General features: G+C 70.6%; 24 protein-coding genes and 5 tRNA genes. 20 read left to right on the top strand and 9 right to left on the bottom strand.

All coding sequences use genetic code 11. From position 1 onward, the window contains the following. Positions 1–2156 (bottom strand): sensor histidine kinase (locus ABB07_RS40775; protein WP_244189755.1); only part of this gene is annotated, 2156 nt, incomplete at its 3' end. A 573-nt stretch (positions 2157–2729) separates the two neighbouring features. Between ABB07_RS40775 and ABB07_RS11500 the strand changes: the two genes are divergently transcribed. The 3 genes from ABB07_RS11500 to gltX all read left to right on the top strand — a co-directional run bounded on the left by ABB07_RS11500 (position 2730) and on the right by gltX (position 5413). Further along, positions 2730–2921: a hypothetical protein gene (locus tag ABB07_RS11500; protein ID WP_208898630.1), complete on the top strand. Its 192-nt coding sequence runs from the start codon at positions 2730–2732 to the stop codon at positions 2919–2921. Between the two features lie 229 nt (positions 2922–3150). Next, complete coding sequence (locus tag ABB07_RS11495) at positions 3151–3936, top strand: fumarylacetoacetate hydrolase family protein (RefSeq protein WP_208898629.1); 786 nt, start codon at positions 3151–3153, stop codon at positions 3934–3936. Further along, positions 3929–5413 carry a glutamate--tRNA ligase gene (gltX, locus tag ABB07_RS11490; protein ID WP_208898628.1) on the top strand — a complete coding sequence of 495 codons (1485 nt, stop codon included), beginning with the start codon at positions 3929–3931 and terminating at the stop codon, positions 5411–5413. The genes ABB07_RS11495 and gltX overlap by 8 nt, the downstream gene beginning before the upstream one ends. A gap of 60 nt (positions 5414–5473) precedes the next feature. On the opposite strand, the gene ABB07_RS11485 is transcribed toward gltX, so the two are convergent. After that, the gene (locus ABB07_RS11485) at positions 5474–5758 is read right to left on the bottom strand and encodes a hypothetical protein (RefSeq protein WP_208898627.1); all 285 of its coding nucleotides are present in this window, start codon (positions 5756–5758) and stop codon (positions 5474–5476) included. Between the two features lie 41 nt (positions 5759–5799). Between ABB07_RS11485 and ABB07_RS11480 the strand changes: the two genes are divergently transcribed. From ABB07_RS11480 to ABB07_RS11455, 6 genes are all read left to right on the top strand, one after another. Further along, positions 5800–6531, top strand: coding sequence for an HAD family hydrolase (locus ABB07_RS11480; protein ID WP_208898626.1), 732 nt, complete (start codon positions 5800–5802; stop codon positions 6529–6531). A gap of 90 nt (positions 6532–6621) precedes the next feature. After that, positions 6622–6693: transfer RNA gene (locus ABB07_RS11475), tRNA-Gln, on the top strand. Positions 6694–6714: 21 nt separating this feature from the next. Then, positions 6715–6787 (top strand) — tRNA-Glu (locus ABB07_RS11470). 29 nt (positions 6788–6816) lie between these two features. After that, a tRNA-Glu gene (locus ABB07_RS11465) sits at positions 6817–6889 on the top strand. A gap of 21 nt (positions 6890–6910) precedes the next feature. Next, positions 6911–6982: transfer RNA gene (locus tag ABB07_RS11460), tRNA-Gln, on the top strand. 28 nt (positions 6983–7010) lie between these two features. After that, positions 7011–7083, top strand: a tRNA-Glu gene (locus tag ABB07_RS11455). Between the two features lie 52 nt (positions 7084–7135). On the opposite strand, the gene ABB07_RS11450 is transcribed toward ABB07_RS11455, so the two are convergent. Next, positions 7136–7780, bottom strand: a complete 645-nt coding sequence (locus ABB07_RS11450; protein ID WP_208898625.1) for a MerR family transcriptional regulator — start codon at positions 7778–7780, stop codon at positions 7136–7138. Positions 7781–7862: 82 nt separating this feature from the next. Here ABB07_RS11450 and ABB07_RS11445 point away from each other — a divergent pair, with 82 nt between their 5' ends. Further along, positions 7863–8372, top strand: a complete 510-nt coding sequence (locus ABB07_RS11445) for a DUF4188 domain-containing protein (protein WP_208898624.1) — start codon at positions 7863–7865, stop codon at positions 8370–8372. 88 nt (positions 8373–8460) lie between these two features. On the opposite strand, the gene ndgR is transcribed toward ABB07_RS11445, so the two are convergent. Beyond that, positions 8461–9177 (bottom strand): IclR family transcriptional regulator NdgR, encoded by a 717-nt coding sequence (ndgR, locus tag ABB07_RS11440; RefSeq protein ID WP_009320373.1) that lies wholly within the window; start codon positions 9175–9177, stop codon positions 8461–8463. A 209-nt stretch (positions 9178–9386) separates the two neighbouring features. Here ndgR and leuC point away from each other — a divergent pair, with 209 nt between their 5' ends. From leuC to ABB07_RS11420, 4 genes are all read left to right on the top strand, one after another. Next, positions 9387–10811 carry a 3-isopropylmalate dehydratase large subunit gene (leuC, locus tag ABB07_RS11435; RefSeq protein ID WP_208898623.1) on the top strand — a complete coding sequence of 475 codons (1425 nt, stop codon included), beginning with the start codon at positions 9387–9389 and terminating at the stop codon, positions 10809–10811. Positions 10812–10817: 6 nt separating this feature from the next. Then, the gene (gene leuD / locus ABB07_RS11430; RefSeq protein WP_208898622.1) at positions 10818–11411 is read left to right on the top strand and encodes a 3-isopropylmalate dehydratase small subunit; all 594 of its coding nucleotides are present in this window, start codon (positions 10818–10820) and stop codon (positions 11409–11411) included. A gap of 263 nt (positions 11412–11674) precedes the next feature. After that, entirely contained in the window at positions 11675–11905 is a 231-nt protein-coding gene (locus ABB07_RS11425) for an SCO5555 family protein (RefSeq protein WP_055703456.1), read from the top strand. Positions 11906–12041: 136 nt separating this feature from the next. After that, on the top strand, positions 12042–12689 hold the full coding sequence (locus ABB07_RS11420) for an HU family DNA-binding protein (protein ID WP_055703457.1): 648 nt from the start codon (positions 12042–12044) through the stop codon (positions 12687–12689). Between the two features lie 82 nt (positions 12690–12771). Here the strand turns inward: ABB07_RS11420 and ABB07_RS11415 are convergent, their stop codons facing one another. Beyond that, positions 12772–12975, bottom strand: a complete 204-nt coding sequence (locus tag ABB07_RS11415; protein ID WP_208898621.1) for a hypothetical protein — start codon at positions 12973–12975, stop codon at positions 12772–12774. A 117-nt stretch (positions 12976–13092) separates the two neighbouring features. Next, positions 13093–13731: a 2-phospho-L-lactate guanylyltransferase gene (gene cofC, locus ABB07_RS11410; RefSeq protein ID WP_208898620.1), complete on the bottom strand. Its 639-nt coding sequence runs from the start codon at positions 13729–13731 to the stop codon at positions 13093–13095. A gap of 153 nt (positions 13732–13884) precedes the next feature. Here cofC and ABB07_RS11405 point away from each other — a divergent pair, with 153 nt between their 5' ends. From ABB07_RS11405 to ABB07_RS11395, 3 genes are read left to right on the top strand one after another with little or no spacing between them, the layout of a single operon-like run. Continuing rightward, entirely contained in the window at positions 13885–14685 is an 801-nt protein-coding gene (locus ABB07_RS11405) for a lysophospholipid acyltransferase family protein (RefSeq protein WP_208898619.1), read from the top strand. Continuing rightward, positions 14682–15692, top strand: a complete 1011-nt coding sequence (locus ABB07_RS11400; protein ID WP_208898618.1) for an NAD(P)H-dependent glycerol-3-phosphate dehydrogenase — start codon at positions 14682–14684, stop codon at positions 15690–15692. Before ABB07_RS11405 ends, ABB07_RS11400 begins: the two co-directional genes overlap by 4 nt. 59 nt (positions 15693–15751) lie before the next feature. After that, entirely contained in the window at positions 15752–16909 is a 1158-nt protein-coding gene (locus tag ABB07_RS11395) for a D-alanine--D-alanine ligase family protein (RefSeq protein WP_208898617.1), read from the top strand. A 10-nt stretch (positions 16910–16919) separates the two neighbouring features. On the opposite strand, the gene ABB07_RS11390 is transcribed toward ABB07_RS11395, so the two are convergent. Together ABB07_RS11390 and ABB07_RS11385 are read right to left on the bottom strand one after the other, a co-directional pair. After that, complete coding sequence (locus ABB07_RS11390; RefSeq protein WP_208898616.1) at positions 16920–17438, bottom strand: DUF3515 domain-containing protein; 519 nt, start codon at positions 17436–17438, stop codon at positions 16920–16922. 20 nt (positions 17439–17458) lie between these two features. Further along, on the bottom strand, positions 17459–17692 hold the full coding sequence (locus ABB07_RS11385) for an Lrp/AsnC family transcriptional regulator (protein WP_003997603.1): 234 nt from the start codon (positions 17690–17692) through the stop codon (positions 17459–17461). A 246-nt stretch (positions 17693–17938) separates the two neighbouring features. Between ABB07_RS11385 and ABB07_RS11380 the strand changes: the two genes are divergently transcribed. Next, a complete protein-coding gene (locus ABB07_RS11380) occupies positions 17939–18904 on the top strand; it encodes a thiamine-phosphate kinase (protein ID WP_208898615.1) in 966 nt (321 codons plus the stop codon). Further along, positions 18901–19686 (top strand): bifunctional hydroxymethylpyrimidine kinase/phosphomethylpyrimidine kinase, encoded by a 786-nt coding sequence (gene thiD / locus ABB07_RS11375; RefSeq protein ID WP_208898614.1) that lies wholly within the window; start codon positions 18901–18903, stop codon positions 19684–19686. Before ABB07_RS11380 ends, thiD begins: the two co-directional genes overlap by 4 nt. 151 nt (positions 19687–19837) lie before the next feature. On the opposite strand, the gene rpmB is transcribed toward thiD, so the two are convergent. Then, positions 19838–20023: a 50S ribosomal protein L28 gene (gene rpmB / locus ABB07_RS11370; RefSeq protein ID WP_009190838.1), complete on the bottom strand. Its 186-nt coding sequence runs from the start codon at positions 20021–20023 to the stop codon at positions 19838–19840. Positions 20024–20283: 260 nt separating this feature from the next. On the opposite strand from rpmB, the gene ABB07_RS11365 reads away from it, so the two are divergent. After that, entirely contained in the window at positions 20284–22140 is a 1857-nt protein-coding gene (locus tag ABB07_RS11365) for a DAK2 domain-containing protein (RefSeq protein ID WP_208898613.1), read from the top strand.

Below are 22140 nucleotides of genomic sequence, written 5' to 3'. Positions count from 1 at the left end.
AGCATGACCAGCGCGGTCGTACCACCGGAGTCGGACGGGCGCAGCTGGATGCGGATGCCGTGCCGCTGGGACAGCCGGCCGACCACGAACAGGCCCATGCGGCGGGAGACGGAGACGTCCACGGTGGGCGGCGAGGCGAGCCGCTCGTTGATCGCCGCGAGGTCCTCAGGGGAGAGGCCGATACCGGTGTCGTGGATCTCGATCAGCACGCGGCCGTCGGGCAGCGCGTGACCGGTGACCTTGACCTTGGTCTGCGGGGAGGAGAAGGAGGTCGCGTTCTCGAGCAGCTCGGCGAGCAGGTGCACGAGGTCGTTGACCACGCGGCCGGCGACCTCGGTCGTCGGCACGGCGGCCAGCTCGATGCGCTCGTACTGCTCCACCTCGGACGCGGCGGCGCGGAGCACGTCGACCAGCGGGACCGGGCGGGTCCAGCGGCGGCCGGGCTCCTCACCGGCGAGGACGAGGAGGTTCTCACCGTTACGGCGCATACGCGTCGCGAGGTGGTCGAGCTTGAACAGCGAGGACAGCTGGTCCGGGTCGGCCTCGCGGGACTCCAGTTCGGAGATCAGCGACAGCTGGCGCTGGATCAGACCCTGCGAGCGGCGCGAGAGGTTGGTGAACATCGCGTTGACGTTGCCCCGCAGCAGGGCCTGCTCGGCGGCGAGGCGGACCGCCTCGCGGTGCACGTCGTCGAAGGCCGCGGCCACCTGGCCGATCTCGTCCCGGGAGTGCACACCGACCGACTCCACCGAGGTGTCGACGTCCTGCGGGTCGGACTCCGACAGCTGCTTGACCAGCTCGGGCAGGCGGTCCTGGGCGACCTTGGTCGCGGTCTCCTGCAGCCGGCGCAGCGAGCGGATCATGGAGCGGGCCACGATGAACGCGCCGACCAGCGACACACCGAGCACGAGGAGGATCAGCGCACCGGAGATGATGGCGTCCTGCTGGGTGGCGCTCTTCAGCTCGCGGGCCTTCTGCTCCATCTCCTCGAGCAGGGTGTGCTCGATCTTCTTCATCTGCTCGATCTTGGTCGAGCTGTCGTCCACCCAGTCGCGGTACGAGCGCGCGTTCAGGCTCTGCAGGCCGTCGCGCGAGTCGAAGACGCGCTTGGCGTAGGTGTCGGCGGACTCGATCGTCGGGTTGCCGTTGTCGATCGGCTTGAGGAGTTCCTCGGCGTTGTGGCTCGCGTAGATCTTGCGGAAGATCGCGATTTCCGAGAGCTCGCTGTCGTACGCGGACTGGCCGTAGAGGCGGTCGTTCTCGGAGAGGTCGCCCTTGCTGGTCGTGGTCGCGGGCAGCGCGGCGGCGATCGTGGCGCGCTGCACGGAGGCGTACTCCTTGGCCGTGGAGAAGGCCGCGAGCGCGCGGGTGCGCGAGATCATCTCCGGGTTGCTGGACGCCTGGGCCATGTCCTGGGACAGGTCGATCAGCTGGGTGATCAGCCGGTGGTACGACTCGATCGTCTGGGTCGAGTTGCCCTGCTGCCCGTAGGCGGCCTTGCGGATCTTGGCCAGCTGGTCCAGCTGGTTGAAGATGCCGACGAGGTTGTCACGGACGCCCTGGAGGTTGCCGTTCTTGCTGGCGTCGTCGATCTCCTGGGTGGAGTTCTCGAAGTTCTGCAGGGCGCGGTCGGTCTTGTCCCGGTAGCCCTTGACCGTGTAGTCGGTCGCGTTCAGACCGTGCGCCAGCGGACCGGCGGACTGGTCGCGCTCCTCCTGGAGCGCGGCGGCCAGCTCGGTGGCCTGCTTGGTCATGTCCGTCAGCAGCTTCATGTTGTCGAGCTGCTGGATGTCGGTGATGTTCTGGTCGATGCGCAGCGCGCCCAGCGAGGTCGCCGCGACCACGGGCAGCGCGAGCAACGAGACCAGACGCGTGGAGATGCGCCAGTTGCGCAGGGCCAGGCGCGAGCCGGGGCCGCTGGAGCCCTTGGCGGGCTTGATGGGCGGCGCGGGGGCGGCGCCGGAGGTGCCCGTCCCGGTGGCGGCCGTCGGGGCCGACACGCCGGGACGTCCGCCGCGCTCACCGCCGTCCGCGGACGGAGCCGGGCCCGGGTTCTGGGCGTGCTGGGGCGAGGAGCTGCCCTTCATGGGGCCAGTCCTGTCGTGCGACTCCGGCTCCGCCGAAGCGCTGCCATCCCTCTTGAAACGTCCCTGCACTAGCGTCGCAACCTCTGGACCAGGCACCCCTCCGCGTGAACGGAGGGACACGGTGTCGGCGTTGTGGAGAGCGCCCTGAATACGCCCCCCGGTGGTCTTGAGTGACCGGCGCTGGTTCCCCCCTGTCTCGGCCGCCGCGCGGCGCTGCTTCGCGCCCCTTGTGCGCCGGCTCGATCCCTGCGGCGGTCCGTGGAATTCCAGCACAGTGCCGGATCTCCAACAAGGGCCGTGTCCCTAGCTGTGACCTACGTGACGGGCTGTGAGTGCCGCGTCACCAGCCGTGGAGGCTGATCCCGGTCATATCGGGCGTATCCCTGCGAGTTGGCGCCCGGGGTCAGGTGTCTGAGTCGCCATGATCAGGAGCGGAATGAGGGCTTCAGGTGGTCAATGTCCGTTTCGACAGGGCGTGTTGCCGGTGCGATTTGACCGAATTGTCCGCGAGGTCGTGAGCAAACTCACACGCACCTCGTGGGCAGTTGGCGCCATCGGCAGGGAATTGGATGTTTAGCCTGACGCTTTACAAGAGGGACGCTTCTGTAAGCCCGCCGACACAGAACCAGGACTCGTACAACCGTGAAGACGACGATGATGTTCCACAAGATCGCCAACCCACGACGCACCACCCTGGCGCATCTGAACGACGCCGGCGAACTCGAGACGCCGGAGCTGCCGGAGCACTCCCTCGAACTCCCCGCCCAGACGGCCAACCCCCGCCGCACGGTGCTGGTGGACGTCCCGGCCGGCGCGACGGCCTCGGCAGAGTAGCCGACGGGGCCACCCCGGCCCGCCGAGGGGCTCCCGCGCCCACCCTTCGTGCCGCATACGGGGGCTCCCGCGCTCACTCTTCGTTCTGAACACGGGCTGAACACGGGGCCGCCGGCGCACACCGGCGGCCCCACCCGTATGACCGCTCTTTCCCGGCGGAAATGCGCGGTCCGACCGGTTAACCTGGGGCGTCAGTACGCCGGTTCTCAGTAAGGGGCGCAAGGATCCCGTGCGCATCGCCAGGTTCTCCATCGACGGGAACGTCGCCTTCGGCGCGGTCGAGGGCGACAAGCAGGACGAACTCGTCCTCGACATCATCAAGGGCATCCCGTTCGCGGACCACGAGCTCTCCGGTACGAAGGTGCCGCTGAGCAAGGTCAGGCTGCTCCCGCCGGTCCTCCCCAACAAGGTCGTGGCCTTCGGGCGCAACTACGCCGAGCACGCGCGCGAGCTGGGCAACGAGGTGCCGGACGCCCCCTTCGCCTTCTTCAAGCCGTCCACCTCGGTGATCGGCCCCGGCGACGACATCCAGTACCCCTCCTTCTCCGAGGAACTGCACCACGAGGCCGAGCTGGCCGTCGTCATCGGCCGCATGTGCCGCGAGGTCCCGCGTGAGCGCGTCAAGGACGTCATCTTCGGCTACACCTGCGCCAACGACGTCACCGCCCGCGATGTGCAGCGCCGGGAGAAGCAGTGGGCCCGGGCGAAGGGCTTCGACAGCTCCTGCCCGCTCGGCCCGTGGGTGGAGACCGGGATCGACCTGGACCGGGCGAACGACCTCACCGTCCAGCTCACGGTCAACGGAGAGCAGCGCCAGCTGGGCCGCACGAGCGAGATGATCCACCCCATCGAGGACCTGGTCGTCAACATCTCCGAGGCCATGACCCTGCTCCCCGGCGACGTCATCCTCACCGGCACCCCGGCAGGGGTCGGCCCCCTGAACGTCGGCGACGAGGTCGCCGTCTCCATCGAAGGCATCGGCACTCTCACCAACAAGGTTGTCAAGCGTGGCTAGCGCACCCGCCTCACCCGTACGCGTCCGTTTCTGTCCCTCGCCCACCGGTAACCCCCACGTGGGCCTGGTCCGCACCGCCCTGTTCAACTGGGCGTTCGCCCGGCACCACCAGGGCACCCTGGTCTTCCGCATCGAGGACACCGACGCCGCCCGCGACTCGGAGGAGTCGTACAACCAGCTGCTCGACGCGATGCGCTGGCTCGGCTTCGACTGGGACGAGGGCCCGGAGGTCGGCGGGCCGCACGCGCCGTACCGCCAGTCGCAGCGCATGGGCATCTACGCCGACGTCGCCCAGAAGCTGCTGGACGCCGGGCACGCCTACCACTGCTACTGCTCCCAGGAGGAGCTGGACACCCGCCGCGAGGCCGCCCGCGCCGCCGGCCGGCCCTCCGGCTACGACGGCCACTGCCGCGACCTGAGCGCCGGGCAGGTCGAGGAGTACCGGGCCCAGGGCCGCACCCCGATCGTCCGCTTCCGGATGCCCGACGAGACGATCACCTTCACCGACCTGGTGCGCGGCGAGCTGACCTTCACCCCGGAGAACGTGCCGGACTACGGCATCGTCCGCGCGAACGGCGCCCCGCTGTACACGCTGGTCAACCCGGTCGACGACGCCCTGATGGAGATCACCCACGTCCTGCGCGGCGAGGACCTGCTCTCCTCCACCCCGCGCCAGATCGCGCTGTACAAGGCGCTGATCGACCTGGGCATCGCGAAGCGGATCCCGGACTTCGGCCACCTCCCCTACGTCATGGGCGAGGGCAACAAGAAGCTCTCCAAGCGCGACCCGCAGTCGTCCCTGAACCTCTACCGCGAGCAGGGCTTCCTGCCCGAGGGCCTGCTCAACTACCTGTCCCTGCTGGGCTGGTCGCTCTCCGCGGACCAGGACGTCTTCGGCATCGACGAGATGGTCGCCGCCTTCGACATCTCCGACGTGAACCCCAACCCGGCCCGCTTCGACCTGAAGAAGTGCGAGGCGATCAACGGCGACCACATCCGCATGCTGGATGTGAAGGAGTTCACCGAGCGCTGCCGCCCGTGGCTGAAGGCCCCCTTCGCCCCCTGGGCGCCGGAGGACTTCGACGAGGCCAAGTGGCAGGCCATCGCCCCGCACGCCCAGACCCGCCTCAAGGTCCTGTCGGAGATCACCGACAACGTCGACTTCCTCTTCCTGGCCGAGCCGGTCTACGACGAGGCCTCGTGGACGAAGGCGATGAAGGAGGGCAGCGACGCCCTGCTCCGCACGGCGCGGGAGAAGCTGGAGTCGGCCGACTGGACCTCCCCCGAGGCCCTGAAGGAGGCCGTCCTGGCCGCCGGTGAGGCGCACGGCCTCAAGCTCGGCAAGGCCCAGGCCCCGGTCCGCGTCGCCGTCACCGGCCGCACCGTCGGCCTGCCGCTCTTCGAGTCCCTGGAGGTCCTGGGCAAGGAGAAGGCCCTGGCCAGGATCGACGCGGCCCTGGCGAGGCTGAGCGCGTAGCCGGCCCATGCGTCAGGGGCGGCACCCGGTGTGTTCCGGGTGCCGCCCCTGTTGCGTCAGTCACTGTGCGTCGGCTTCGTCGACCAGATAGGCACTCTCGTCGAAGATCTCCACTACGACGACGACCATGAGCGCGCCGGCCACCATGTACTCCAGCATGACGCCCGGGGCCACGTACGCCTTGCGCAGGTGCTCGTCGGGGCCCAGCTGTGCGGTCGAGGTCTTCCGGAACGGGTCGCGCGCCAGGATGCGTACGGCCCTGTCCAACTGTGTTCGGCGCTCAGCGGGCAGGGTGTCGAACGTCGCACGGGCCTCGACGGTGAACTGGACGCGGTAATCGCTCATGCCGCCCAGCCTGCCAGCCGTTCGGCGGTACGGTCGGTGGCATGACGATCAGAGCCGTGGTCTGGGACGTGGACGACACCCTGTTCGACTACACGACCGCCGACCGCGAGGGCATGCGGGCGCATCTGGCGGTGGAAGGACTGCTCGCCGGGTACGACGGCCCCGAACAGGCCCTCACCCGGTGGCGGGAGATCACCGACCAGCAGTGGGCGCGGTTCTCGGCGGGGGAGGTCGGCTTCGAGGAGCAGCGGCGCGACCGCGTGCGGATCTTCCTGGACGCGGACCTGACCGACGCCGAGGCCGACGCCTGGTTCCGGCGGTACATCGGGCACTACGAGGCCGCCTGGAGCCTCTTCCCGGACGTCCTGCCCGCTCTGGAGGCCCTCTCCGCCAGCCACCGGCACGCGGTGCTGTCCAACTCCAGCCTCACGGTCCAGGAGCACAAGCTGCGCACCCTCGGCCTCCTGGACCGCTTCGAGGTCGTGCTGTGCGCCGCCGAGCTGGGCGTGTCCAAGCCGGAGGCCGGCGCCTTCCTGGCCGTCTGCGAGGCGCTGCGGTTGCCTCCGCACGAGGTGGCGTACGTCGGCGACCACCCGGAGATCGACGGGCGGGGCGCCGCCGAGGCCGGGCTGCTGTCCGTGTGGATCGACCGCCGGACGGGCTCCGCGCAGGCCGCGGGGGAGGCCGTCTGCCGCCGGATCTCGACTCTCGCCGAACTCCCGGCGCTCGTCCGCGCGGATACCCGTTTTGGAGCCCCGTCCACCTTCGGGTAATGTTCTTCCTGCGCCGAGGGGAGCGGGCCGGAAGGCCGGAACCCCGAGGAGCAAGCTAGAACGAGAACCCCGTAGGGGCTTGAGTTCCAGTGGCCTATGGTGTAATTGGCAGCACGACTGATTCTGGTTCAGTTAGTCTTGGTTCGAGTCCAGGTAGGCCAGCTCGCAGAGCTTATCTGCAAAGCCCCCGTTGTGTAGCGGCCTAGCACGCTGCCCTCTCAAGGCAGTAGCGCCGGTTCGAATCCGGTCGGGGGTACTGATCCTGATCCTGTCGGGATCGCTAGGGCCCCCGTTGTGTAGCGGCCTAGCACGCCGCCCTCTCAAGGCGGTAGCGCCGGTTCGAATCCGGTCGGGGGTACTGACTGGTCTAAACCATCATTGGTCTATGGTGTAATTGGCAGCACGACTGATTCTGGTTCAGTTAGTCTTGGTTCGAGTCCAGGTAGACCAGCTCGGACCTGCGGAAACGCAGAGTCCACGCCCCCGTTGTGTAGCGGCCTAGCACGCCGCCCTCTCAAGGCGGTAGCGCCGGTTCGAATCCGGTCGGGGGTACGCACAGGGAAGGCCCTCCACCTCGGTGGGGGGCCTTCGCCGTATCCAAGGGCTACTCGAAGCCGTAGCGGCGCCCCGACTCCTCCTCCTGGGCCAGCCGGCGCAGGGCCTGCAGCATCGGCTCGGTCAGCACCGAGCCGAGCACCGCCGTCTCCGCCTTCTCCGCCTCCGACGGGTGCGTCTCCACGACGTCCAGGTCGAGTTTGGCCACCTCGTGCATCAACCGGCCGTAGGACGCGAGCAGTTCGAAACCCCAGTCGTAACCGAGCCGGCGGAAGGCTGCCACCGCCACCACCAGGGAGCGGTACGAGGGGGAGATCGTGGTCAGCAGCTTCGCGTTCGACCAGCCCAGCCGGTCCAGCAGCTCGTCCACCTCCCGGTGCGCCGCCTGCACGAACGCGTCGTTCTCGTCCGGCTCCGGCACCTGCGGCAGCGCCCACAGGGCGGCGCCCAGCCGGATGGTGCGGCCCAGGGCGTAGTCGTCGACGTTGCGCAGCACCTCGCGGACCGTGGCCACCGGGATGCCGCCGACCTGGATCATCGCGCGCACCAGCCGCAGCCGGCGCAGGTGCGCCTCGTCGTACTCCGCCGTCGTGGGATTGACCTGGCGGCCCGGCGGCAACAGGCCTTCACGCAGGTAGTACTTGATCGTCGCGGTGGATACACCGCTGCGTCTGCTCAGTTCGGCGAGCCGCATGTCTTGCGCTCCTTCTTGGATAAGGGCACTATCCAAGCATCGGCTCTTGGATAGCGCCGCTCGCCAACGAGGGGGAGTAGTCATGGTTGCCCGTACGACCGCCGACGCCAAGGGCGAGGTCGTCGTCCTGCTGATCGGCATGCGCATCAACCGCTTCTGGGCCGTTCATCTGTGGCTGCCGGTGATGCTCGCGATGTTCCGCATGCTGCGGGAGCTCGAGAAGGACCCCGCGCGGGGCCTGCGCAGCCGGGTCATGCTGACGGCGTCGCCGCGCACGTACTACATCGTGCAGTACTGGGAGTCCAAGGAGAAGCTGTACGGCTACGCGACCGCGCCCGACGCCTTCCACCACAAGGCCTGGGCGGCGCTCAACCGGAAGGAGCGGACCGGGAAGCTGCGCGGGCAGGTGGGCATCTGGCACGAGGCGTACGTCGTGCCGGAGGGGTCGTACGAGGCGATCTACGGGGACATGCCGGCGTTCGGCCTCGCGGCCGCGCACGGGCAGATCCCGTTGGAGAAGCGGGGGCGGTACGCGAAGGACCGGTTCGCGCACCGGTCCCAGCAGCAGCCGGTGGCCGAGAAGGCCGGCTGAACCGGGGGGATCGGGGGAGCGAGGAGGGCCTGCCGCGGCGTTGGGGCAGGCCCTCCTCGGCGTTCCCGGACATCCCGGAGGCCGGGGCTCAGCCCGAGCGGCGCAGGGCCTCGGAGAGACGGGCGGCGGCGTCGATGACCGCCTGGGCGTGCATCCGGCCCGGGTGGCGGGTCAGGCGCTCGATCGGCCCGGAGACCGAGACGGCGGCCACCACGCGGTTGGAGGGGCCGCGCACCGGCGCCGAGACGGACGCGACGCCCGGCTCGCGCTCGCCGATGGACTGGGCCCAGCCGCGCCGCCGTACGCCCGACAGGGCCGTCGCCGTGAAGCGGGCGCCCTGCAGGCCGCGGTGCAGGCGCTCGGGCTCCTCCCAGGCCATCAGGATCTGCGCCGAGGAGCCGGCCTTCATCGTGAGCGTGGAGCCGACCGGGACCGTGTCCCGCAGGCCGGACAGGCGCTCCGCCGCGGCCACACAGATCCGCATGTCACCCTGGCGACGGTAGAGCTGTGCACTCTCGCCGGTGACGTCGCGGAGGTGGGTGAGCACGGGGCCCGCCGTCGCGAGCAGGCGGTCCTCGCCGGCCGCCGCCGCCAGTTCCGCGAGCCGCGGGCCGAGGATGAACCGGCCCTGCATGTCGCGTGCCACCATGCGGTGGTGTTCCAGGGCCACGGCCAGGCGGTGGGCCGTGGGTCGTGCCAGTCCGGTCGCGCCGACCAGACCCGCGAGGGTGGCCGGACCGGACTCCAGAGCGCTCAGGACGAGGGCCGCCTTGTCCAGAACGCCGACGCCGCTACTGTTGTCCATGCAACGATACTCGCGTCTCACTCTGTGAAACGCAAGTTCAATTTTCCGTGGAACGCGCCACTCTGGAATCACACAGCGGCCCGCAGACCAACGGGCCCGGCGGTGGACGCCCGGAATCACGACTTCATGGGGCCCCTCAGCAGGGCAGTCGCCGCTTCCTCAAGATCTCTAGTTGGGCCGGTGGACGTTTGCCGGCCGGAGGGAAAGCGATGGGTAGGACACTCGCGGAGAAGGTCTGGGACGACCACGTCGTCCGGCGCGCCGAGGGCGAGCCCGACCTCCTCTTCATCGATCTGCACCTGCTGCACGAGGTGACCAGCCCGCAGGCCTTCGACGGGCTGCGCCAGAACGGCCGCCAGGTGCGGCGCCTCGACCTCACCATCGCCACCGAGGACCACAACACCCCCACCCTCGACATCGACAAGCCCATCGCCGACCCGGTCTCCCGCGCCCAGCTGGAGACGCTGCGCAAGAACTGCGCCGAGTTCGGGGTGCGGCTGCACCCGCTGGGCGACGTCGAGCAGGGCGTCGTGCACGTCGTCGGCCCCCAGCTGGGTCTGACCCAGCCCGGTACGACCGTGGTCTGCGGTGACTCCCACACCTCCACGCACGGCGCGTTCGGCGCGCTGGCGTTCGGCATCGGCACCTCCCAGGTCGAGCACGTGCTGGCCACCCAGACGCTGCCGCTGGCCCGCCCCAAGACCATGGCGATCACGGTCGAGGGCGAGCTGCCCGAGGGTGTCACCGCCAAGGACCTGATCCTGGCGATCATCGCGAAGATCGGTACGGGTGGCGGCCAGGGCTACGTCCTGGAGTACCGCGGCTCCGCCATCGAGAAGCTCTCGATGGAGGCCCGGATGACCATCTGCAACATGTCGATCGAGGCCGGCGCCCGCGCGGGCATGATCGCCCCCGACGAGACCACCTTCGCCTACCTCAAGGGCCGCCCGCACGCCCCCGAGGGCGCCGACTGGGACGCGGCGGTCGAGTACTGGAAGACGCTGCGCACCGACGACGACGCCGAGTTCGACGCCGAGGTCGTGATCGACGCCGCCGAGCTGTCGCCGTTCGTCACCTGGGGCACCAACCCCGGCCAGGGCGCGCCGCTTTCGGCGTCCGTCCCCGACCCGGCTTCGTACGAAGACGCTTCGGAGCGCCTCGCCGCCGAAAAGGCCCTGGAGTACATGGGGTTGGAGGCCGGCCAGCCGCTGCGCTCCATCAAGGTGGACACCGTCTTCGTAGGCTCCTGCACCAACGGCCGCATCGAGGACCTGCGCGCCGCCGCCGAGCTCCTCAAGGGCCGCAAAGTCGCCGACGGCGTACGGATGCTGGTCGTCCCGGGCTCCGCGCGCGTGGGTCTGCAGGCCGTCTCCGAGGGCCTGGACGTGGTCTTCAAGGAGGCCGGCGCCGAATGGCGGCACGCGGGCTGCTCGATGTGCCTCGGCATGAACCCCGACCAGCTGGCCCCGGGCGAGCGCTCCGCCTCCACCTCCAACCGCAACTTCGAGGGCCGGCAGGGCAAGGGCGGTCGTACGCACCTGGTGTCGCCGCAGGTCGCGGCCGCGACCGCCGTCCTGGGCCACCTGGCCTCGCCCGCCGACCTGTCCGACGCCCCCGTGCCCGCTGGAGTCTGAGAAATCATGGAAGCCTTCACCACCCACACCGGCCGGGCCGTCCCGCTGCGCCGCAGCAACGTCGACACCGACCAGATCATCCCTGCTCACTGGCTCAAGAAGGTCACCCGGGACGGGTTCGAGGACGGGCTGTTCGAGGCCTGGCGCAAGGACCCCGAGTTCGTCCTCAACCGCCCCGAGCGGCAGGGTGCGACCGTCCTGGTCGCCGGCCCCGACTTCGGCACCGGCTCCTCCCGCGAGCACGCCGTCTGGGCGCTGCAGAACTACGGCTTCAAGGCCGTGATCTCCTCCCGCTTCGCGGACATCTTCCGGGGCAACTCGCTGAAGAACGGCCTGCTCACGGTCGTGCTGGAGCAGAAGACCGTGGACGCGCTGTGGGAGCTCACGGAACAGGACCCCACTGCTGAGGTCACTGTTGACCTTGAGGCGCGTGAGGTTCGCGCCGAGGGCATCACCGCCTCCTTCGAACTGGACGAGAACTCCCGCTGGCGGCTGCTGAACGGCCTGGACGACATCTCCATCACGCTGCAGAACGAGGCCGACATCGCCGCTTACGAGGCCAAGCGGCCGTCGTACAAGCCGCGGACGCTCCAGGCCTGATCCACATCCCCCAGCGCGTCGCGTTTCGGCCACCCAACACCCCGCCCGTACCCCCGATCGCCACGATCGGGGGTACGGGCATGTCTGGCCCCGAACGGCCCCGTGAGCTTCTTGCTTCACGCTCAACTCGCCACGTTACGAAGGACGTTGCCTGGGTACGTGAGTGCTGGAACCGCGCTCTCCGCAAGTGCCTGGAAGGCCATTTGAGGCGGCAGTTGCCCCCTGCGCAGGCGACAACTCGCCCCAGATGGCACAATCTGTGCATGGAACACGACGGCCAACTCCAGCTCTATACGGCGGTCGCGGGCCAACTGAAGGAAGCGCACGCAAGGGTGCGCGCACTGCAAGTCCCGGAGGGCGTACGGATGGCGCTGACCCGGAAGCTGCTGGTCATTACGGCCGCGGCCAAGCACGATCTCGCCGCTGCGGCAAGGCGGCTCGAGCGGTTCAACGCGGACCTCGACGAGGGTCGGATCCCCGACGAGGACGACTGAACAGCCCGGGACCACCGAGTCTGTTGCGGCACAAGGGTGATAAGCCCGTTTCGTGTTTGATTTGCGGTATATATCTGCCTAACGTGCGAAAAAGCTTGAACACTTTCGTTCTGGCGATGTCTCCGAAGGGGAAGACGTGAACAAGGCGCAGCTCGTAGAAGCGATTGCCGACAAGGTGGGTGGCCGCCAGCAGGCCGCCGACGCTGTCGATCATGTCCTGGACGCCATTGTCCGCGCGGTCGTCGCGGGCGAGCGGGTCTCGGTCACCGGCTTCGGGTCCTTCGAGAAGGTGGACCGCCCCGCCCGTTACGCCCGCAACCCTCAGACCGGCGAGCGGGTTCGGGTCAAGAAGACCTCGGTGCCGCGCTTCCGCGCCGGTCAGGGCTTCAAGGACCTGGTGAGCGGCTCGAAGAAGCTGCCGCGCGGCGGCGAGGTCTCGGTCAAGAAGGCGCCGAAGGGCAGCCTGACCGGCGGCGCCGCGGCGACGGTCAAGAAGGCCGCCGCGAAGAAGACCACCAAGGCGGCCGCGAAGAAGACCACGGCCAAGAAGGCGGCGCCGACGAAGAAGGCGGCCGCAGCGAAGAAGACCACGGCGAAGAAGGCGCCCGCCAAGAAGACCACGGCGACCGCCAAGACCACCGCGGCGAAGAAGACCACCGCCAAGAAGGCGACGGCCAAGAAGGCCCCGGCGAAGAAGGTCACCGCGAAGAAGGCCCCGGCCAAGAAGTCGACGGCCCGCAAGACCACCGCCAAGAAGGCCACCGCCCGCAAGGCGACGTCGTAAGGACGCCAGGGCGCTGCCGGGGCACTCACGCGCCGGGCCGGACTCCCCCAGGGAGCCCGGCCCGCGGCGTGTGTAAGGGCGGTTACAGGGTCTGAAGGGTTACGAGGGTGATCCGCAGGGCGTCGCCGGTCCCCTCGGTCTCGATCCGCACGCGCTGCCCGGGGCGGAGCAGTCGCAGGCCGCCCCTGTCGAACGCCGACGCGTCGAAGGGCACGGGGGTGCCGTCGTCGAGCAGTACCTGCCCGCTTCGGGTGCGGGGGTCGTAGGTGTACGAGGTCGCCTGCATGACGGCCAGCCTACTGGTCGTGGGTGGTACCGGGTTTCGCCGCAGGGGTGCGGGCCGTCTCCGGGCCGCGGGCCCGTCGTGCCCGATCGCGCGGTCCCCGCGTCCCTTCGGGGCGCTTCACGACCCCGGGATCAGCAATCCCGCCGAAACCGCAGCCGTGTACGGTCCGACCCCCATGGCCAGCGCCGCCCGGAGATCCTCTCCCGTGTCCACGTCCTGCCGTACCGAATCCACGCCCGCGAGCTGGAGTTCCTCGGCCCCGGACGCCCGGTGACGGCGACGCGAACGCACGCCGAACTCCGGCCGCAATTCCCCGCCCGGCCCCGCGGCCAGCAAAGTCGTACCCAGCCGCGCCGCGTCCGCGAGAAACGCCCGGGAGAACTCCGAGGCCGCGCCCAGGACCGCGGCGAGTTCCGCGGGGCGCAGGGCCGGGAGGTCGGCGTTCAGGGCCGCGAGCGGTGTGCGCGGGCGCATTTCCCGTACCACCGCGGCACCGTGCGCCACAGCGGCGTTCAGGCCGCCCGCCGGCGTGTCCGGGACGATCCGCGCGCCCAGTGCGGCCAGCTCGCGCGCCGCCCGCTCGTCGTCCGTGACGACCGCCACATCCGCCACGGCCGCACAGGACAGCGCCGCGGCCACCGTGTCCTTGGCGAACGCGAGCGCCAGCCCCGGGCGCACCCCGTCGCCCGCGGTGTCCGAGAGCCTGCTCTTGGCCCGCGACAGGGGCTTCAGGGGGATGACCAAGGTCCACTGCACCGGCGTACCGTCCCTCTCTTGTCACGATCATTGTCCCCGCGCCATCTGGCGCCGTCGGTGGCGGGGCGTACGGTGTTCTCGACAGACCGGCGGCACGGGGCGACAATCGTGCGGCCCCCGCCGGGGTGGCAGCCCCTAGAGGAAGGTGTCCTTGTGCCCCGCCGCAGAATCGGCTTCTGGTACCGCTTCGCCGCGGTGATCTGCAAACCGCCGCTGGTGGTTCTGATCAAGCGGGACTGGCGTGGAATGGAGCACATTCCGGCCGAGGGCGGATTTATCACCGTGGTGAACCACAATTCCCACGTGGATCCCTTCGCGTACGCGCACTATCAGTACAACACCGGACGGGTTCCGCGATTCCTGGCGAAGAGCGGGCTTTTCAAGAAGGGATTCGTCGGTGCCGCGATGCGCGGCACCGGGCAGATCCCCGTCTACCGCGAGTCCACGGACGCGCTCAGCGCCTTCCGGGCCGCGATCGACGCGGTGGAGCGCGGCGAGTGCGTCGCCTTCTACCCCGAGGGCACCCTCACGCGCGACCCGGACGGCTGGCCCATGACCGGCAAGACCGGCGCCGCCCGCGTCGCCCTGCAGACCAAGTGCCCGGTCATCCCGATCGCCCAGTGGGGCGCCAACGAACTGCTGCCGCCGTACGCCAAGAAGCCGAACCTCTTCCCGCGCAAGACGCATCACGTGCTCGCGGGCCCGCCGGTGGACCTCTCGCGCTTCTACGACAAGGAGATGACCCCGGACCTGCTCAAGGAGGCCACCGAGGTCATCATGGCGGCCATCACCCGCCGGCTCGAGGAGATCCGCGGCGAGAAGGCGCCCGAGACGCCCTACGACCCCCGCCGCGAGCGGATCGAACAGCGGCGCCGCACCCAGGCCCAGACGCGGAGCGCCCAGACGCAGAGTGCCCAGACGCAGAGCAAGGAACCGGAGGGGCAGGGCAAGTGAGCAAGGCGGTCAAGGCGGCGGTCATGGGCACCGGCTCATGGGGCACCGCCTTCGGTATGGTCCTCGCCGACGCGGGCTGCGAGGTGACCCTGTGGGCGCGCCGCCCCGAGCTGGCCGAGGCGGTCAACTCCACCCGGACCAACCCCGACTACCTGCCCGGTGTCGAACTCCCGGAGAACCTGAGAGCGACCTCGGACCCGGCCGAGGCGCTGCGCGACGCGGACTTCACCGTGCTCGCCGTCCCCTCCCAGACCCTGCGTGCCAACCTCGCCGAGTGGACCCCGCTGCTCGCCCCGGACACCGTGCTCGTCTCCCTGATGAAGGGCGTCGAACTCGGTTCCGCCATGCGGATGAGCGAAGTCGTCGACGACGTCGCCAAGGTCGGCGCCGACCGCATCGCCGTCGTCACCGGGCCCAACCTGGCCCGTGAGATCGCCGCCCGCATGCCGGCCGCGGCCGTCGTCGCCTGCACCGACGTGACCGTCGCCCAGCGCCTCCAGGCCGCCTGCCACACGCCGTACTTCCGGCCGTACACGGAAACCGACGTGGTGGGCTGCGAGCTGGGCGGCGCCGTGAAGAACGTCATCGGGCTCGCCGTCGGCATCGCGGACGGCATGGGACTCGGCGACAACGCCAAGGGCTCCCTCATCACCCGTGGTCTCGCCGAGACCGCGCGGCTCGGTGTGGTGCTCGGCGCCGACCCGCTGACCTTCTCCGGACTCGCCGGCCTCGGCGACCTGGTGGCGACCTGCTCCTCGCCGCTGTCCCGCAACCACACCTTCGGCACCAACCTCGGCAAGGGCATGACCCTGCAGGAGACCATCGCGGTCACCAAGCAGACCGCCGAGGGCGTCAAGTCCTGCGAGTCCGTGCTGGATCTGGCCCGCCGGCACGGCGTCGACATGCCCATCACCGAGACGGTCGTCGCCATCGTCCACGAGGGCAAGTCCCCGGTGGTCGCCGTCAAGGAGCTGATGTCGCGCAGCGCGAAGCCGGAACGACGCTGAGCGAACCCCCTGAGTCGACGCTGTATCCGGGCTCTACCAACGGGTACTCTCAACGCGATATGAGCACCGAGAACCTTCCCCAGAGCCCTGAGCAGCCGTCGCGCAAGCCGCGCGTGGCCGTCGTGTTCGGCGGGCGCAGCTCCGAACACGGGATCTCCGTGGTCACCGCCGGCGCCGTCCTCAAGGCCATCGACCGGACCAAGTACGACGTCCTGCCGATCGGCATCACCCGGGACGGCCGCTGGGCGCTGACGGCCGACGAGCCGGAGCGGATGGCCATCACCGACCGCCGCACCCCCGAGGTCGAGGACCTCGCGGAGTCGCACGAGGGCGGCGTGGTGCTCCCCGTCGACCCCGCGAACCGCGAGGTCGTCTACAGCGAGCCCGGCTCGGTGCCCAAGGCGCTCGGCGAGGTCGACGTGGTCTTCCCGGTGCTGCACGGCCCGTACGGCGAGGACGGCACCCTGCAGGGCCTCCTGGAGCTGTCCGGGGTGCCGTACGTGGGCGCCGGTGTGCTCGCCTCGGCCGTCGGCCAGGACAAGGAGTACATGAAGCGGATCTTCACCTCCTACGGGCTCAAGGTCGGCCCGTACCTGGTGATCCGCCCCCGCGCGTGGGAGCGGGACGAGTCCGCCGCCCGCAAGAAGATCGTCGACTTCGCCGGCGAGCACGGCTGGCCGCTGTTCGTGAAGCCCGCGCGGGCCGGCTCGTCGATCGGCATCACCAAGGTCGACGACCTGTCCGGCCTGGACGAGGCGATCGCCACCGCGCAGGCCCACGACCCGAAGATCCTGGTCGAGGCCGCCGTGCGGGGCCGCGAGATCGAGTGCGGCGTCCTGGAGTTCGAGGACGGCCCGCGCGCCTCGGTGCCGGCCGAGATCCCGCCGCCGGACGCGCACGCGTACTACGACTTCGAGGCCAAGTACATCGACTCCACGCCCGGCATCGTCCCCGCGCCGCTCACCGGGGAGCAGACCGCCGAGGTGCAGGAGCTGGCGGTGCAGGCGTTCGAGGCGGTGTCCTGCGAGGGCCTGGTCCGCGCGGACTTCTTCCTCACCGAGGACGGCGAGTTCGTGATCAACGAGATCAACACCCTGCCCGGGTTCACGCCGATCTCGATGTACCCGCAGATGTGGCAGGCCGCCGGCATCGGCTACCCCGAGCTGATCGACCGCCTGGTGCAGGCGGCGCTGCGCCGCTCGACGGGGCTCCGCTGAGCGGACACGCTCACTTCATGGAGGCGATCCCCTCGGGGATCGCCTTCTTCACTGCGGGCGCGAGATCCGTGAGGATCGCGGTGCCCTCCTCCTGCGCCGACATCCCCTTGGGCAGGCGGACCTGCACATAGGCCACGCGGCCCGCGGTGGTGAAGCGCCAGGTGCCGTCGCTCTGCTTCTCCATCAGCCAGTCCACGCCGTTCACCCCGCCCGCGATGGCGTCGGGGTCACCGCCCTCGGCCACCTTCGGGTCGATCATCTTCGGCGGCCGTACGACACCGCAGCGCAGTATGATCGCCGGGTTTCCCCAGCCCGCCGTGTAGGCGGACCGGGGCCCGGGGTCGTTGCGGCTTCGCCCGTCGAGCTCGCGCGGCAGCGCCCGGTGCAGTTCCCGGCACACCGGCGCCGTCTTCGCGTCGGGGCTGGGAACCGCCACGGCGGCGCTGTCGTCTGCCGAGGAGCAGCCCGCGACCGCGATCAGCAGCGCGGGCGCGAGCAGGCCGAGGGGCCGGTGACGGAAGAAGTTCACCGGCCAAGGGTAGACGGGGGCTACAGATGCACGACCGGACAGGTCAGGGTGCGGGTGATGCCGTCCACTTGCTGGACCTTGGCGACCACCATGCGACCGAGGTCGTCGACCGTGTCGGCCTGGGCGCGCACGATGACGTCGTACGGTCCCGTCACGTCCTCGGCCTGGATCACTCCAGGGATCTTGCTGATCGTCTCGGCGACGGTCGACGCCTTGCCGACCTCCGTCTGGATCAGGATGTACGCCTGTACCACGGAACCTCCAGGGCGGCCACGAGGATCATGTGGGGAAAAGGAACGCCACGGTATCGCGTCGCCGCTCCCCGCGGGGAGACCTGCGGGAACCGGGCTTGCGCGCCAGGGTGCAGGCACGACGGAAGTTGACGGCCGCAAGGCCGCTGCGACGGTCATCCGGACCGTATCGACAGTCACCTCGACCGTATCGGGGACACTGATGACGCGCGACTGGGCACGGCATGGCAGAGAAGGGGAGCAAGGGCAATGAAGGGCACTGTTGGTGAGCTCGGGGAGTTCGGGCTCATCAGGGAGCTCACCTCCCGTCTCACCACCACCCCGGCGGTCCGGATCGGCCCCGGCGACGACGCCGCGGTGGTCGCCGCGCCCGACCGGCGGGTGGTGGCGAGCACCGACATCCTGCTGGAGGGGCGGCACTTCCGCCGCGACTGGTCCACGGCCTACGACGTCGGCCGCAAGGCGGCGGCGCAGAACCTCGCCGACATCGCCGCGATGGGCGCCGTACCGACCGCCCTGCTGCTCGGCCTGGTCGTCCCGGCCGAACTCCCGGTGACCTGGCCCAGCGAGCTGATGGACGGCCTGCGCGACGAGTGCCAGGTCGCGGGTGCCTCCGTGGTCGGCGGTGATGTCGTGCGCGGCGACACGATCATGGTGTCGATCACCGCGCTCGGCGATCTGCGCAACCAGGAGCCCGTCACGCGCGCCGGCGCCCAGCCCGGCGACCTGGTGGCCGTCACGGGCTGGCTGGGCTGGTCCGCGGCCGGTTACGCCGTCCTCTCCCGCGGTTTCCGCTCGCCGCGCGCCTTCGTCGAGGCCCACCGCCGCCCGGAGCCGCCGTACCACGCGGGACCGGCCGCCGCGGGGCTCGGCGCGACCGCGATGTGCGACGTGAGCGACGGGCTGATCGCCGACCTCGGGCACATCGCCGAGGCCAGCAAGGTCCGCATCGACATCCGCTCCGGCGCGATCGACATCCCGACCCAGATGAACGACATCGGTCAGGCCGTCGGCGTCGACCCGCTGCAGTGGGTGCTGACCGGGGGAGAGGACCACGCGATCGTCGCGACCTTCCCGCCGGACACCAAGCTGCCGGCCCGCTGGAAGGTCATCGGCGAGGTCCTCAACCCCTCCGCGCTGCCCCAGGTGACCGTCGACGGGGCGCCCTGGACCAGCAAGGGCGGCTGGGACCACTTCGGGGACATCGAGTCATGATCCCGCGCGTCCTGACGGTGGCCGGCTCGGACTCCGGCGGCGGCGCCGGCATCCAGGCCGACCTGAAGACGATGCTGGCGCTCGGCGTGCACGGGATGAGCGTGATCACGGCGGTGACCGCGCAGAACTCGCTGGGCGTGCAGGGCGCCTGGGAACTGCCCGTGCGGGCCGTACGGGCCCAGTACCGCAGCGTCGTGGACGACATCGGCGTCCAGGCCGTGAAGACCGGCATGCTGGCCTCGGCGGAACTGGTCGAGGCGGTCGCCGAGTTGATCTCCGGCACGGACGCACCGGCCGTGGTGGACCCGGTGGGCGTCTCCAAGCACGGTGACCCGCTGCTGGCCGCCTCCGCGCTGGACTCCGTACGGACGAAGCTGCTCCCGGCGGCCACCGTGGCGACCCCGAACCTGGATGAGGTGGCACAACTCACCGGGGTGCGGGTCGAGTCGGAGGACGATCTGCGACGGGCCGCCGGAGCCGTGCTGGAGTTCGGCCCTCGCTGGGTGCTGATCAAGGGCGGGCACCTGGCGGGCGATGCCGTGGACCTGCTCACGGACGGTGCCGCCGAGTACCGGCTGCGTGCGCCCCGCCACGACAACCGGCACACGCACGGCACGGGCTGCACGCTGGCCTCCGCGATCGCCTCGGGGCTGGCGAAGGGCCTGAGCGTGCCGGAGGCGGTCACGGAGGCCAAGGAGTACGTCACGGGCGCGATCGCCGGGGGATTCGCGCTGGGGGCGGGGATCGGGCCGGTGGACCACGGGTGGCGGTTCAGGAGCTGACCTCGCGCGCGGGTGCGGGCGAAAGGGCACGGTCGCGGGTGCGGGTGCGGGTGCGGGCAGAAGGCGCGGGTACGGCAAAAAGCCGGCCCACCCTTCGGTGGACCGGCTCAGTGCAGCGAACCAGGCAGTGGCCGCGCGCTCAGCTGTAGCGTCAGCGCGAGACCTTGCCGGCCTTGATGCACGAGGTGCAAGCGTTCACGCGCTTCGGCGTCCCGCCGACCACGGTACGCACACGCTGGATGTTGGGGTTCCAGCGGCGGGACGTACGGCGGTGCGAAAACGAGATGTTGTTGCCGAAGCCCGGCCCCTTGCCGCAGACGTCGCAGTTGGCAGCCACGGGTCACTCCAAAGACTTCAGATGCACTTACGGTTAATCCCGGCATGCCGGGATCGAGATCCTAAGACCTGAGATCTTGAGTGGCGTTGCCAGGGGAACGGCCCGATCGGATCGGGCAACCGGAGCAGCATACAACGGCTGCGCCCGTAGAACGAAACTACCATGGCAGCTCAGGGCACCGCTTCCGGCCCTCTTCCGGTGGACACCACTTCGGGGTCTACGCTGCGTCCACGTCCAGCCAGCAGGTCAGGGAGGCGCAGGTGGCGCAGGTGCCGCAGACATTGCTCGATGCTCTCGCGGTGCGCACCTGGTGCGGTCTGGCGCTCGGAGCGCTCGGACGCGCGCGTGAGGAGATCGACGCGATCAACGTCTATCCGGTGGCCGACGGCGACACCGGGACGAATCTCTACCTCACCCTGGAATCGGCGGCCACGGCCGTGGAGGCGGTGTTCGCCGGGTACGGGACGGGTGCCGGGGAGCCCTCCCTGGCGGACACCGTGCACGCGATGGCCCACGGGGCGCTCATCGGGGCCCGCGGCAACTCCGGGACGATCCTGGCGCAGCTGCTGCGCGGCATGGCACAGGTGCTCGCGGAGGGCGGCGCGGCGGCCGACGGCGACGGCGCGGGGACCCACGGCGACGGCGCGGCGCTGCGGCGGGCGCTGCGGCGGGCCGCCGACTCCGCCCGGCAGGCCGTGGCCCACCCCGTCGAGGGCACCGTGCTGACCGTCGCCTCGGCCGCGGCCGAGGCCGCCGAGGCGGCCGAGGGCGACTGCGGCACGGTCGCGCGGGCGGCCTACGAGGGCGCGCGGACGGCCCTGGCGGCCACTCCGGGTCAGCTGCCCGTACTCGGCCGGGCCGGGGTGGTCGACGCGGGCGGACGCGGACTCGTGGCGGTGCTGGGGGCGCTGGTGGAGGCGTTCACGGGGGAGGCGGTGCGGGAGGCGCCGGGAGCACGGGAGGGCCGTGCGGCGGCCGCGGAGGGCGAGCGGGCCCCGGAGGCGGTTTCCGGGGGGCACGCGCGCGTGGGCGCGGTGTGCGGCACCGGCGACGCCGGTACGCACGCGCGTACCGGTGCCGGGACCGGTGTGGACGCCGGTGCCCCGGAGCGTGCGGGCGCCGAGCCCGATGCGGGCGCGCACGCGTGCGTGGCCGCCACGGACGCCGGACCGTGCGTCGAGGGCACCGAGGCCGGTGGGCCCGCGTTCGAGGTGATCTATCTCCTGGAGGCCGGCGACGCGGCCGTGGCCCGGCTGCGGGAACGCCTCGACGCGCTCGGCGAGTCCCTGGTCGTGGTCGGCGGCGACGGGCTGTGGAACGTCCATGTGCACGTCGACGACGCGGGCGCCGCCGTGGAGGCGGGCGTGGAGGCCGGGCGGCCGTACCGGATCCGCATCACCCACTTCGGGCTCGGGGACGTGCACACCGGGGGCGAGCGGCCGCCGCGCGAGCGCACCCAGCGGGCCGTCGTCGCCGTCGTACCGGGCGAGGGCCTGGCCGGGCTGTACACCGAGGCGGGCGCCACGGCCGTCCTCGCGCGCCCCGGGGAGCCGCCCGCCAGCGGGGAGCTGGTGCAGGCCGTACGGCGGGCCCACGCGCGCGAGGTGGTCCTGCTGCCCAACGACGCCGAGCTGCGCCACACGGCCGCGGCGGCCGCCGAGCAGGCCCGCACCGAGGGCATCCGGGTGGCCCTGATCCCGACCCGCTCGGCGGTCCAGGGCATCGCCGCGCTCGCCGTGCACGAGCCGGGGCGCCGGTTCGACGAGGACGTCGTCCAGATGACGGCGGCGGCGGGCGCCACCCGGTACGCCGAGGTCGTCGTCGCCGAACGCCAGTCCTGGACGACGGCCGGCATCTGCCAGGCCGGCGACGTCCTCGGGCTGATCGACGGCGACGTGGCGGTGATCGGCGAGGAGGTGACCGCCACCGCCGCGACCGTCCTGGACCGCATGCTCCAGGCCGGCGGCGAGCTGGTCACCCTCGTCGTCGGCGACGAAGCCCCCGAGGCCATCGCCGAGCAGCTTCAGGCCCGCGTTCGGGAGTCCTACCTCGCCGTGGACACGGTCGTGTACCGGGGCGGCCGGCAGGGGACCCTGCTGCTCATCGGGGTGGAGTGA

It is taken from the genome of Streptomyces incarnatus (assembly GCF_001027185.1).
GTDB lineage: Bacteria > Actinomycetota > Actinomycetes > Streptomycetales > Streptomycetaceae > Streptomyces > Streptomyces puniciscabiei.
Note: the sequence above shows the minus strand (reverse complement) of the source record. Positions and strands in the feature narration are given on the sequence as shown.